The organism is Streptomyces sp. NPDC002835, assembly GCF_053591995.1.
Window position 1 is genome coordinate 22,590 of the sequence record NZ_JBSFUW010000032.1, and the last position, 12,290, is coordinate 34,879.

Consider the following 12,290-nt stretch of genomic DNA (forward strand, 5'->3'; position numbering starts at 1 on the left):
CACGCTCGATCCCCGTACGGTCAAAGGCTTTTCGTCGGTGCCGGGTTGTGTGGTCCGCGGGTCAGGGGCCGAAGAAGCCCGCCAGGGCCGACGCCAGGACGTGCGGAGCCACCTCGTGGGTCTGGCCCGTCAGGGTGCGGTGGCGGCCGCGGGGGAGCGCGCGGGAGACGGCGCGGGCGGCGTCCCGCATCCCGGCGGGGCCGGCGCCGCCGTCGACGACCATCACCGGGACGGGGACCGTGGCGAGCAGGCCCGTCGGCACCATGCCGTCGCCCATCACCTCGTGGTCGTACGCCAGAGTGTGCGCGAGCGCCTCCATGCCGGACCACATCGGCAGCAGCCGCAGCCCGGACAGCGCCTGCGGGGGCATGCCGACCGCATCGAGGAACGCTGCGAGCGCGTCGCCCCGCCGGCCCCGGGCCGGCAGCTCCCTCATCCGCCGGACATACCGGGTGTTCCGGTCCGGGCCGCCGGGTCGGTCTCGAACGGGGGCTCGTAGAGCGCGAGCCGGGTGATCGGCAGCCCGGCCGCCGCGGCGCGCAGCGCGAGCGCGGCGCCGGAGGACGTGCCGTGGACGGCGGCGCTGCCGCCCGCCGCCGCGATGACGGCGGCCAGGTCCTCGATCTCGCGCTCCACCGCGTACGGCAGGGAGTCGCCGCTCGCGCCGCGGCCCCGGCGGTCGTAGGTGAACACCGTGAAGTGCGGCGACAGCAGCTCCGCCGGCGGGCCTCCGACGCGGACGTGCACAGCGCGCCGCTCACCAGCACCAACGGGGCGCCGTCGCCCCGGTGTTCGTACGCGATGAGGGTGCCGTCCGCGGATTCGGCCTTCTTCACAGCCATGCTCGCGGTGTCCATAAGAGGGGTGACCGGACCGGTCGCGGGAACTCATCGCTCGCGGCGGAGAAGAGTTTCGGGGTGTCGGTGGCCGCCCGTACCGTGGGATCCATGAACATCTGCGTCTTCCTCTCGGCCGCCGACCTCGACGAGTGCTACACCCGCCCCGCACGTGAATTCGCCGAGCTGATCGGCAAGGGCGGGCACACGCTGGTGTGGGGCGGCTCCGAGAGCGGGCTCATGAAGGTGGTGGCGGACGGCGTGCAGGAGGCCGGCGGCCGGCTCGTCGGGGTGTCCGTGGAGTTCCTCCAGGCCAAGGCGCGGGCGAACGCGGACGAGATGGTGGTTGCCAAGGATCTCGCCGAGCGCAAGGCGCTGCTGCTCGCCAAGTCCGACGCGGTCGTGATCATGGTCGGCGGTACGGGGACGCTCGACGAGGCGACCGAGATCCTGGAGCTGAAGAAGCACGGCCACCACGACAAGCCGGTCGTCCTGCTCAACGCCGCCGGGTTCTACGACGGTCTGAAGCAGCAGTTCCAGCGGATGGAGGACGAGGGGTTCCTGCCGCTGCCGCTCACCGAGCTGGTCTTCTTCGCCGAGGACGGCGCGGGCGCGATGGCCTACCTCGAGGAGATGGCCGGCGTGCAGTAGTGCGAGCATGGCGGGCATGACCACGCATCTGATCACCGGCGCAGGATCCGGCATCGGCGCGGCCGTCGCGCGCCGTCTGCACGAGCGGGGCGACGACCTCGTCCTCGTGGCGCGCGACGCGGGCCGGGCCAAGGAGTTCGAGGCGCGGTACCCGGGAGCCGGCACCGTCGTCGCCGACCTGGCGAACCCCGACCGGATCTCCTGGGCCCTCGGACACCAGTCCATGCCCGAGAGCGTCGACTCGCTGCTGCACATCGCCGGCATCGTCGACCTCGGCCCGATCGCCGAGCTGCGCCCCAAGACCTGGCACCAGCAGCTCAACGTGAACCTGATCGCCCCGGCCGAGCTGACCCGGCTGTTCCTGCCCCAACTGCGGGCCGCCCGGGGCCACGTGGTCTTCGTCAACTCGGGCGCCGGCCTCAACGCCCACGCGGAGTGGGGCGCGTACGCGGCGTCCAAGCACGGTCTCAAGGCGCTCGCCGACTCGCTGCGCCACGAGGAGCACGCGAACGGCGTGCGGGTGACGTCCGTCTACCCGGGGCGCACGGCGAGCCCGATGCAGGCCAAGGTCCACTCGCAGGAGGGCAAGGAATACGACCCCTCCCGCTGGATCGACCCCGAGTCGGTCGCCACGGCGATCCTCACGGCCGTCGACCTCCCGCGCGACGCCGAAATCAACGACCTGACGGTCCGCCCGGGCCGCTGACGCACGGGGCCGGGCTGGGCTTTGCGGCGGCCCGGGCGGCCGCCGCGACCGGGTAGGCCGGACCTGGCCGGCCGGTTGCCGCTGCGGGCCGGACCCCTGGCGTCCGTATCGTCCGCTCCGCACTCCTGGCCGGCGTGCGCCTTGTTGACGCGCCGGCTCCACAGCCAGGCCGCCCCGTGCGGGCTGCCGAACCCGGCCGCCGCGACGGGGTGGCCGGTGCCCGCCGCCGCTGCCGAGCCGGACTCGGCATGCGCCGCGTCGCGACCCGTCGCCGGGCCGCGACGGGCCGCACTGCGGACACCGACCCCGCACGCACCATGCCCGGCCGGGCCTTCGGCGGTGTGCACCACTGGCTGTCGCCGGCGGGGCCCCGCGCCGGCCCTCGGCGTCCGGCGCGGCGGAGGCTGCCGCGCAGGGCCCCCGGCGTCCGGCGCCGGGCCGTGGCGGGCCGACCCCGCGCCCCGGCCGCGCCGGTCTGGTCACGCCGGGCTCGCCCGGCCCACGTACGCTTCCCGCGTGAGCGAGAAGAACGAGTTTCCCTGGGGCCCCGCCACCGGTGTGGGGTCCATGCCCGGCGTTGACGCGCGTGAAGCTGCGAGGACGGTCACCGGGACGTTCGAGGAGTTCGCGCATCTGACCGAGCTGCCCGCCCGTGGACCCGGCGCGGACATGATCGGCCGGACGATCGGGCTGCTCGTCGAGATGTACGCGCATGTGGAGCCGAGCGGCTGGCGGATCAGCGACCGGCCCGGCCGGGACACCCGCCGGGCCCGGTCCTGGATGGGCGAGGACCTCGACGCGCTGGAGGAGTTCACCCAGGGCTACGAGGGCCCGCTGAAGGTGCAGGCGGTCGGGCCGTGGACGCTTGCCGCCGCGCTGGAGCGGCGGGGCGGCGAGGCGGTCCTCGGCGATCACGGCGCCTGCCGTGACCTCACGTCCTCCCTCGCCGAAGGGCTGCGCGACCATCTCGCGGAGGTGCGCCGCCGGGTGCCGGGCGCCCACGTCGTGCTCCAGCTCGACGAGCCGTCCCTGACCGCCGTGCTGAGCGGGCAGGTCAGGACCGCCAGCGGCTACCGCACGTACCGCGCCGTGGACCGGCAGGCCGTCGAGGCCGGGCTGCGGGAGGTCATGGCCGTGGCGGACGGCCCGGTGGTCGTGCACTCCTGCGCGCCCGACGTGCCGTTCGCGCTGCTGCGCCGCGCCGGCGTGCAGGGGATCTCCTTCGACTTCGATCTCCTCACCGAGCGTGACGAGGAGTTGATCGGCGAGGCGGTGGAGGCCGGGACCAAGCTCTTCGCGGGCGTCGTCCCCTCGACCGACGCCGCGTCGGCGGGATTGTCGGTGGGCGCCGATATCGTCAAGGGTGTACGGACACTGTGGCGCAGGCTGGGGCTGTATCCGGGGACTCTCGCCGAGTCGCTGGTGATCACTCCGACGTGCGGGCTCGCGGGCGCCTCGCCCGCGTACGCGCGTGCGGCCCTCGCCCACTGCGTCCGTGCCGCGACATCACTCGCGGACAACCCTGAGTAACGGGTGCGCGGACAACGGGAGGACGAAACGGTGGCCGGCGAACAGCAGACGACCCTGCCCGCACAGGCACGGGAGCAGCACGCGCTCCTCGCGGAGCAGATCGAGGAGCACCGCTTCCGGTACTACGTGAAGGACAGCCCCGTCGTCTCCGACGCGGAGTTCGACAGGCTGCTCCGCGAGCTGGAAGAGCTCGAGGAGCGGTATCCGGAGCTGCGTACGCCCGACTCGCCGACCCAGAAGGTCGCGGGGGACTACGAGACGGAGCTGTCCAAGGTCGAGCACCGCGAGCGGATGCTCTCCCTGGACAACGCGTTCGACGACGAGGTGCTCGCCGCCTGGGCGGACCGTGTCGCCCGCGAGGTGGGCGCCCCCGGGTTCCACTTCCTGTGCGAGCTCAAGGTCGACGGCGTCGCGGTCAACCTCACGTACGAGAAGGGGCGGCTGACCCGCGCGGCGACCCGCGGCGACGGCCGCGTCGGCGAGGACGTCACGCCGAACGTGCGCACGATCGCCGGCATCCCCGACCGGCTGAGGGGCGATCGCATCCCGGATCTCGTGGAGATCCGCGGCGAGGTCTACTTCCCCATGGAGCAGTTCAAGGAGCTCAACGCCCGCCGTGTGGAGGCCGGTGAGCAGCCGTACGCCAACCCGCGGAACTCCGCCTCCGGTTCGCTGCGCCAGAAGGACCCCAGGGTCACCGCCAGGCTGCCGCTCCACATGGTGGTGCACGGCATCGGGGCCCGGGAGGGCCTGACCATCGACCGCCTCTCGCAGGCGTACGACCTGCTGCGCGAGTGGGGCCTGCCCACGGCGAAGCACAACAAGGTGGTCGGCTCCCTGGAGGAGGTGCGCGAGTTCATCGCGTACTTCGGCGAGCACCGGCACTCGGTGGAGCACGAGATCGACGGCGCCGTCGTCAAGCTCGACGAGATCCCGCTGCAGGGCCGCCTCGGCTCCACGGCCCGGGCCCCGCGCTGGGCCATCGCCTGGAAGTACGCCCCGGAGGAGGTCAACACCAAGCTGATCAACATCCGGGTCGGCGTCGGCCGCACCGGCCGCGTCACGCCGTACGCACAGGTGGAGCCGGTGACGGTGGCCGGCTCCGAGGTGGAGTTCGCCACCCTGCACAACCAGGACGTGGTCAAGGCCAAGGGCGTCCTCATCGGCGACACGGTGGTGCTGCGCAAGGCCGGTGACGTCATCCCGGAGATCCTCAGTCCGGTGGTGGACAAGCGGGACGGCAGCGAGCGGGAGTTCGTCATGCCGGCCGAGTGCCCCGAGTGCGGGACGGCGCTGCGCGCGATGAAGGAGGGGGACATCGACCTGCGGTGCCCCAACGCCCGCTCGTGCCCGGCGCAGTTGCGGGAGCGGGTCTCCTATCTCGCCGGACGGGAGTGTCTGGACATCGACCACTTCGGCGAGGTGGTCGCCGCCGCGCTGACCCGGCCCCTGGAGCCCGCCGAGCCGCCGCTGAAGGACGAGGGCGACCTGTTCGACCTGACCATCGAGCAGTTGCTGCCCATCAAGGCGTACGTCCTCGACCAGGACAGCGGGCTGCCCAAGCGCGACCCGAAGACGGGCGAGGAGAAGGTCGCCACGGTCTTCGCGAACAAGCAGGGCGAGCCGAAGACCAACGCGCTCAAGATGCTCGCCGGGATCGAGGCCGCCAAACAGGCGCCGCTGGCCCGGTTCATCAACGGCCTGTCCATCCGTCATGTCGGCCCCGTCGCGGCCCGGACGCTCGCCCGCGAGTTCCGCTCCCTCGAGCGGATCGAGCAGGCGACGGAGGAGGAGCTGGCGGCCACCGAGGGCGTGGGGCCGATCATCGCCGCCGCGCTCAAGCAGTGGTTCGCGGAGGACTGGCACCAGGAGATCCTGCGCAAGTGGCGTGCCGCCGGCGTCCGGTTGGAGGAGGCGTCCGGCGAGGACGAGGGCCCCCGGCCGCTCGCGGGACTGACCGTCGTCGTCACCGGCACGCTCGAGAACCACACCAGGGATGGCGCAAAAGAGGCGCTTCAGAGCCTCGGCGCGAAAGTGGCCGGTTCCGTATCGAAGAAGACGAGCTTCGTGGTGGTCGGTGACAACCCCGGTTCGAAGTACGACAAGGCCGTGCAGTTGAAGGTACCGGTTTTGGACGAGACGGGCTTCGCCGTTCTGCTCGAACAGGGACCGGATGCGGCTCGTGAGGCTGCTGTGACTGAGGAGACGTGACAAAAGGGGCTCGGACGGGCGCTTCACGGGGGCGCGCGAAGAGCGCCAACACCCCACGAGGGTCGGTATCCGGACGCCGTCCGGGCCTCAGGAACGCCTGGTACGGGTCACCCGTTCAGCGCATACCAGATGGTTAAGGGTGGCCGGGTCGCATTCGGGCAAGAGCTGTAGAGCGCTGCCTGTACGAGCCTCCTGCGGCCTACTGTTGAGATGCGCGCCTGTCGTGCACGGCTGCGTGGTGGGAATTCAGTCGTGGTGGCACGACAACGGGAGCCATCGCGAGGGCAGGCACCGCCGGCTGTGAGAGGGACGGGAATGAAACCGACCGAGAGCGCCGCCCCGGTCTCACGGCCGCGTGCACTGGCGGCCCTGGCGGGCCGGGTCGGCCTGCCCGCCGCCGTCGTGGCGTGCGCCGCGCTCCTGCTCGCCACCGGCGCCGTGCAGACCGTCGCCGAGGGCCACGCGCTCTTCCCCGCGGGGACCGTCGGCTGGTCGCTCGCCCTGCTCACCGGGATCATCGTCGGCCACCTCGTCGCCCTCGGCCGCGACCGCTGGTGGGGCGGTACCGGCTCCGGGGCCGCGCTGACGCTCGCCACGCTGCTGCTGTACGGCTGGGTGCCGGCCGGTCTCGTCAGCCTCGCCGTCGTCGCACTCGTCGGCACGGCCTGCCGCAACCGCTGGCGACAGGGCGTGCTGCACGGCGCCGTCGACGTCCTCGGCATCGGCGCGGCCGCGCTCGCCCTCGCCCTGTTCGGCGTCGTCCCCAGCGTCGAGCGGCCCTGGGACCCGCTCGGCTGGGAACTCGAGGCCGCGCCCGAGGTGATGGTCGCCGCGGCGGCGTATCTCGGCGTCACCCGGCTGCTGCTCTGGTACGTGCTGGCGCCCCAGGGCGGCGGGCTGCCGACCGTTGCCCGCACGGCCCTGCTCAGACAGGGGCTCGTCGCCGTCGCGCTCGTCGGCATCGCGCCGCTGATCTGCGTCGTCGCCGTCGCCATGCCGCTGCTGCTGCCCCTGTTCGCCGTGGCGCTCATCGCGCTCGACTCGACGCTGTGGATCGCCAGGGCCCGGGCGGAGGAGCAGCTGCGCGACCCGCTCACGGGGCTGCCCAACCGTCAGTGGCTGCTGGAGCGCACCTGGTCCGCGCTCGAGGACGCGGAGAGCAGCGGCGCGCGTTCCGCACTCGTACTGATCGACCTCGACCGTTTCCGGTCGGTCAACGACACCCTCGGGCACCTCGCGGGCGACCGGCTCCTGCTCCAGATCGCCGAGCGGCTGCGGCAGGCGCTGCCGCGCGGCGCGGAGGCCGCCCGGCTCGGCGGCGACGAGTTCGCCGTACTGCTGCCGACGGCCGACTCCACGACCTCCGCGCAGCGCATCGCCCGGCACCTCGTGTCCGAACTGTCCTCGCCCCTCGACCTCGACGGGCTCACCCTCGTCCTGGAGGCCAGCGCCGGACTCGCCGTCTTCCCCGACCACGCGCTGGACGCCGAAGGGCTGCTGCGCCGCGCCGACGTGGCGATGTACCAGGCCAAGCGCGACCGCACGGGCGTCGAGGTGTACGAGTCCAAGCGCGACAGCAACACCCCCGACCGGCTCGGGCTGCTGGGCGACCTGCGCCGGGCGCTGGACGCCGGCGACGTCGAGCTCCACTACCAGCCCAAGGTCCGCTTCGACGGGCACGTCGCCGGCCTCGAAGCCCTCGTCCGCTGGGTCCACCCCGAGCGCGGGCGGGTCCCCCCGGACGAGTTCATCGCGATCGCCGAGTCCTCCGGGCTGATGCCGCACCTGACCGAGTACGTCCTGGAGACCGCCCTCGGGCAGGTCGCGAAGTGGCGTGCGCAGGGCCTCGAAGTGCCGGTCGCCGTCAACGTCTCACCGCGCGACGTCCACACGCCCGGCTTCGCAGGCGCCGTCGCCGCGCGGCTCGCCCGGCACGGGGTCCCGCCGGGCGCGCTCCAGCTGGAGATAACGGAGCACGTGCTGCTGGAGGACCCGCAGCGCGCCGCGGACACGCTGGCCGGTCTCGCCGACCACGGCGTCAAGATGTCGCTCGACGACTTCGGCACGGGCTACTCGTCCCTGGTGCACCTGCGCCGGCTGCCGGTCAGCGAGCTGAAGATCGACCGGTCCTTTGTGGCCCGGCTCGCGTTCGACAACGAGGACGCGGAGATCGTCCGCTGCACCGTCGACCTGGCGCACTCGCTCGGCCTGCTGGTGGTCGCGGAGGGCGTCGAGGACGACGAGACCTGGGAGCGTCTGCGGGACCTGCGCTGCGACGCGGTGCAGGGCTGGCTGGTCGCCGCGGCGATGCCGCCGCAGGAGACGACGGCATGGCTGCTGGCCCGCGGCGAGCGCGGCTGGCACCGCCCCGCCCTCCCGGCCGGCGAGCTCCCCCCACCGCAGCCCCACGCCAACCGCACCCCGGGCCGCGCGGTGACGTAGCCCCTGCCGGGGCCGCTCTCGCCGCCGGGTGCGCGTCCGGCCGGCCCCGCCAGGGGGCGCGGGCAGCCGCCGCCCGGGCGGGCCTGTGTCCGGCTTCGGAGCCGGGCGGGTGGCAGGGCGGTGCGGTGCCGAGCGGGGGTTCGCGGGGCCGTCCGGGCAGGGGTGCGAGGGGGTCGGGACCGGTGGTCGGGGAGGGCGAAGGCAAACCGTTTCACGGTCGGCGGCGCCAGCCCCATAGGATTGGGCCAAAACCATCGCACTCACCCCAGAGGATCGCTGCATGCCTGGCATCACGCGCGAGGAGGTCGCCCACCTCGCTCGGCTGGCGCGTCTGGAGCTGTCCGGCGAAGAGCTCGACCACTTCGCCGGACAGCTCGACGACATCATCGGCGCGGTCGCCCGCGTCTCCGAGGTCGCCGACCAAGACGTACCCCCGACCTCCCACCCGCTGCCGCTGACCAACGTCATGCGCGCGGACGAGGTCCGTCCGTCGCTCACCCCCGCGCAGGCACTCTCCGGCGCCCCGGCCCAGGAACAGCAGCGTTTCAAGGTGCCGCAGATCCTGGGGGAGGACTAACCCGTCATGACGGAAAGCATCATCAAGCTCACCGCCGCCGAGATCGCCGCGAAGATCGCCGCCGGCGAACTCACCGCCGTCGAGGTCACCGAGGCGCACCTGGCCCGTATCGAGGCCGTCGACGAGAAGGTCCACGCCTTCCTGCACATCGACCGTGAGGGCGCCCTCGCGCAGGCCCGCGCCGTCGACGAGAAGCGGGCGAAGGGCGAGAAGCTCGGCCCGCTCGCCGGCGTGCCGCTCGCGCTGAAGGACATCTTCACCACCGAGGGCATCCCGACCACCGTCGGTTCGAAGATCCTCGAGGGCTGGATCCCGCCCTACGACGCGACGGTCACCCAGCGTCTCAAGGCCGCCGACGTGGTCATCCTCGGCAAGACCAACATGGACGAGTTCGCCATGGGGTCCTCCACCGAGAACAGCGCGTACGGCCCGACGGGCAACCCCTGGGACCTGACCCGTATCCCGGGCGGCTCCGGCGGCGGCTCCAGCGCCGCGCTGGCCTCCTACGAGGCGCCGCTCGCCATCGGCACGGACACCGGCGGCTCCATCCGCCAGCCCGCCGCCGTCACCGCCACGGTCGGCGTCAAGCCGACGTACGGCGGCGTGTCGCGGTACGGCATGGTCGCGTTCAGCAGCAGCCTCGACCAGGGCGGGCCCTGCGCCCGTACCGTCCTCGACGCCGCCCTGCTCCACGAGGTCATCGCCGGGCACGACCCGCTGGACTCGACGTCCATCGACGCCCCCGTCCCGCCGGTCGTCGAGGCCGCGCGCAACGGCAGCGTCCAGGGGATGCGCGTCGGCATCGTCAAGCAGTTCCGCGGCGAGGGCTACCAGGCCGGTGTCGTGCAGCGCTTCGACGAGTCGGTCGAGCTGCTGAAGGAGCTCGGCGCCGAGATCGTCGAGCTGGACTGCCCGTCGTTCGACCTCGCGCTCTCCGCGTACTACCTCATCGCGCCGTCCGAGTGCTCCTCGAACCTCGCCCGCTTCGACGCCATGCGGTACGGCCTGCGGGTCGGCGACGACGGCACCAAGTCGGCGGAGGACGTGACCGCGCTGACCCGCGAGGCCGGCTTCGGCGACGAGGTCAAGCGCCGCATCATGCTCGGTACGTACGCGCTCAGCTCCGGCTACTACGACGCGTACTACGGCTCCGCGCAGAAGGTCCGCACCCTCATCACGCGGGACTTCGAGAAGGCCTTCGAGCAGGTCGACGTGATCGTCTCCCCGACGACGCCGACCACCGCCTTCCCGATCGGCGAGCGCGCCGACGACCCGATGGCGATGTACCTCGCGGACCTGTGCACCATCCCGACCAACCTGGCCGGCAACGCGGCCATGTCGCTGCCCTGCGGTCTCGCACCGGAGGACGGCCTGCCCGTCGGCCTGCAGATCATCGCCCCGGCCATGAAGGACGACCGGCTCTACAAGGTCGGTGCCGCCGTCGAGGCCGCCTTCGTGGAACGCTGGGGCCACCCGCTGCTCGAGGAGGCTCCGTCACTATGAGCGCCATGGCAAAGAAGGCCAAGAACTTCAAGAAGTCCAGGACCGGGCTGTACGTGTCGCTGGGCACCACCGCGTTCGGTGCGATCAGCGTCGCCAAGCAGGCCAAACTGGCCCGCGAGGACGGCGACATGCTGCGCCTGGCCGACGCCGTCGTGTCCGCCGCGGCGATCGTCACCGGCCTGGCCATCCTCTACCGCGAGCTGAAGCGGCTCGGCGACGACGACGTTCTGCTGGGCTGAGAGGGAAAGTTTCATCGTGACCGTCACTGAACTGGTGTCGTACGAGGACGCCCTCGCGTCCTACGACCCCGTCATGGGCCTCGAGGTCCATGTCGAACTCGGCACCAAGACCAAGATGTTCTGCGGGTGCTCCACCGAGCTGGGCGCCGAGCCCAACTCGCAGACCTGCCCCACCTGCCTCGGCATGCCGGGCTCGCTCCCGGTCGTCAACGCGGTCGCCGTCGAGTCCGCCGTCAAGATCGGCCTCGCGCTGCACTGCGAGATCGCCGAATGGTGCCGCTTCGCCCGGAAGAACTACTTCTATCCGGACATGCCGAAGAACTTCCAGACCTCGCAGTACGACGAGCCGATCGCCTTCAACGGCTATCTGGACGTCCAGCTCGAGGACGGCGAGATCTTCCGCGTGGAGATCGAGCGCGCCCACATGGAGGAGGACACCGGCAAGTCGACCCACGTCGGCGGTGCCACCGGCCGTATCCACGGCGCGTCCCACTCCCTGCTGGACTACAACCGGGCCGGCATCCCGCTGATCGAGATCGTCACCAAGCCGATCGAGGGCGCCGGCGAGCGCGCCCCCGAGGTCGCCAAGGCGTACGTCGCCGAGCTGCGCGAACTCATCAAGGCGCTCGGGGTGTCCGAGGCCCGGATGGAGATGGGCCAGATGCGCTGCGACGTGAACCTGTCGCTGCGCCCCCACGGCACCGAGAAGTTCGGCACGCGCTCCGAGACGAAGAACGTCAACTCGCTGCGCAGCGTCGAGCGTGCGGCGCGGTACGAGATCCAGCGCCACGGCGCGGTGCTCTCGTCCGGCGGCACGATCGTGCAGGAGACCCGTCACTTCCACGAGGAGGACGGCTCCACCACCTCCGGCCGGGTCAAGGAGGAGGCGGAGGACTACCGCTACTTCCCCGAGCCCGACCTGGTCCCGGTCGCGCCCACGCGCGAGTGGGTCGAGGAGCTGCGCGGCACGCTGCCGGAGCTGCCGCGGGTGCGGCGCAACCGGCTCCGTGAGGAGTGGGGCGTCTCCGAGCACGACATGCAGTCGATCCTCAACGCGGGCGCGGTCGACCTGATCGTCGCCACGATCGAGGCCGGCGCGGAGGCGCCCGCCGCCCGCAAGTGGTGGATGGGCGAACTGGCGCGCAGCGCCAACGAGTCGGGCAGGGCACTGGACCAGCTCGCGATCACCCCGGTGCAGGTCGCCCGGGTGACCGCGCTGGTCAAGGAGGGCTCGCTCAACGACAAGCTGGCCCGCTTGTGTCTCGAGGGCGTGCTCGCCGGCGAGGGCGACCCGGACACGGTCGTCGAGAAGCGCGGCCTCAAGGTCGTCTCCGACGAGGGTGCGCTGGGCGCGGCCGTCGACGAGGCCATCGCGGGCAACCCGGCGATCGCGGACAAGATCCGCGGCGGCAAGGTCGCGGCGGCGGGCGCGCTGGTGGGCGCGGTCATGAAGACCACGCGCGGCCAGGCGGACGCGGCCCGCGTCAAGGAGCTGATCCTCGAGAAGCTCGGCGTGACCGAGGGCTGACGGCCCGACGTTCCACGAGGGGCGGCGCGCACCGAAGGGTGCGCGCCGCCCCTTCGTCGTCACCGGG

At 72.3% G+C, this 12,290-nt stretch carries 9 protein-coding genes and 1 pseudogene; 9 read left to right on the plus strand and 1 reads right to left on the minus strand.

What is annotated here, in order from left to right; genetic code table 11:
• Nucleotides 1–61: 61 nt before the first annotated feature.
• A pseudogene (locus ACWD01_RS27850) lies at nucleotides 62–857 on the minus strand (alpha/beta fold hydrolase).
• A 90-nt stretch (nucleotides 858–947) separates the two neighbouring features.
• Here ACWD01_RS27850 and ACWD01_RS27855 point away from each other — a divergent pair.
• From ACWD01_RS27855 to gatB, 9 genes are all read left to right on the plus strand, one after another.
• Nucleotides 948–1,487: an LOG family protein gene (locus ACWD01_RS27855; RefSeq protein WP_451165547.1), complete on the plus strand. Its 540-nt coding sequence runs from the start codon at nucleotides 948–950 to the stop codon at nucleotides 1,485–1,487.
• A 16-nt stretch (nucleotides 1,488–1,503) separates the two neighbouring features.
• Nucleotides 1,504–2,193 (plus strand): SDR family oxidoreductase, encoded by a 690-nt coding sequence (locus ACWD01_RS27860; protein WP_451165548.1) that lies wholly within the window; start codon nucleotides 1,504–1,506, stop codon nucleotides 2,191–2,193.
• A 516-nt stretch (nucleotides 2,194–2,709) separates the two neighbouring features.
• Nucleotides 2,710–3,723 (plus strand): methionine synthase, encoded by a 1,014-nt coding sequence (locus ACWD01_RS27865; protein WP_451165549.1) that lies wholly within the window; start codon nucleotides 2,710–2,712, stop codon nucleotides 3,721–3,723.
• A 30-nt stretch (nucleotides 3,724–3,753) separates the two neighbouring features.
• Nucleotides 3,754–5,934, plus strand: a complete 2,181-nt coding sequence (ligA, locus tag ACWD01_RS27870; RefSeq protein ID WP_451165550.1) for an NAD-dependent DNA ligase LigA — start codon at nucleotides 3,754–3,756, stop codon at nucleotides 5,932–5,934.
• A gap of 315 nt (nucleotides 5,935–6,249) precedes the next feature.
• Nucleotides 6,250–8,376, plus strand: a complete 2,127-nt coding sequence (locus ACWD01_RS27875) for a putative bifunctional diguanylate cyclase/phosphodiesterase (RefSeq protein WP_451165551.1) — start codon at nucleotides 6,250–6,252, stop codon at nucleotides 8,374–8,376.
• Between the two features lie 280 nt (nucleotides 8,377–8,656).
• Nucleotides 8,657–8,953: an Asp-tRNA(Asn)/Glu-tRNA(Gln) amidotransferase subunit GatC gene (gatC, locus tag ACWD01_RS27880; RefSeq protein WP_356892861.1), complete on the plus strand. Its 297-nt coding sequence runs from the start codon at nucleotides 8,657–8,659 to the stop codon at nucleotides 8,951–8,953.
• Nucleotides 8,954–8,959: 6 nt separating this feature from the next.
• Nucleotides 8,960–10,456 carry an Asp-tRNA(Asn)/Glu-tRNA(Gln) amidotransferase subunit GatA gene (gene gatA / locus ACWD01_RS27885; protein ID WP_451165552.1) on the plus strand — a complete coding sequence of 499 codons (1,497 nt, stop codon included), beginning with the start codon at nucleotides 8,960–8,962 and terminating at the stop codon, nucleotides 10,454–10,456.
• Entirely contained in the window at nucleotides 10,453–10,695 is a 243-nt protein-coding gene (locus ACWD01_RS27890) for a hypothetical protein (protein ID WP_451165553.1), read from the plus strand. The genes gatA and ACWD01_RS27890 overlap by 4 nt, the downstream gene beginning before the upstream one ends.
• A 16-nt stretch (nucleotides 10,696–10,711) precedes the next feature.
• Complete coding sequence (gatB, locus tag ACWD01_RS27895; RefSeq protein ID WP_451165554.1) at nucleotides 10,712–12,223, plus strand: Asp-tRNA(Asn)/Glu-tRNA(Gln) amidotransferase subunit GatB; 1,512 nt, start codon at nucleotides 10,712–10,714, stop codon at nucleotides 12,221–12,223.
• Nucleotides 12,224–12,290: the final 67 nt, after the last annotated feature.

What these genes read in the sequence shown, in the direction of transcription:
- ACWD01_RS27855 (WP_451165547.1), top strand. Translation starts at nt 948, where the DNA reads ATGAACATCTGCGTCTTCCTCTCGGCCGCCGACCTCGACGAGTGCTAC.
- ACWD01_RS27860 (WP_451165548.1), top strand. Translation starts at nt 1,504, where the DNA reads ATGACCACGCATCTGATCACCGGCGCAGGATCCGGCATCGGCGCGGCC.
- ACWD01_RS27875 (WP_451165551.1), top strand. Translation starts at nt 6,250, where the DNA reads ATGAAACCGACCGAGAGCGCCGCCCCGGTCTCACGGCCGCGTGCACTG.
- gatC (WP_356892861.1), top strand. Translation starts at nt 8,657, where the DNA reads ATGCCTGGCATCACGCGCGAGGAGGTCGCCCACCTCGCTCGGCTGGCG.
- gatA (WP_451165552.1), top strand. Translation starts at nt 8,960, where the DNA reads ATGACGGAAAGCATCATCAAGCTCACCGCCGCCGAGATCGCCGCGAAG.
- ACWD01_RS27890 (WP_451165553.1), top strand. Translation starts at nt 10,453, where the DNA reads ATGAGCGCCATGGCAAAGAAGGCCAAGAACTTCAAGAAGTCCAGGACC.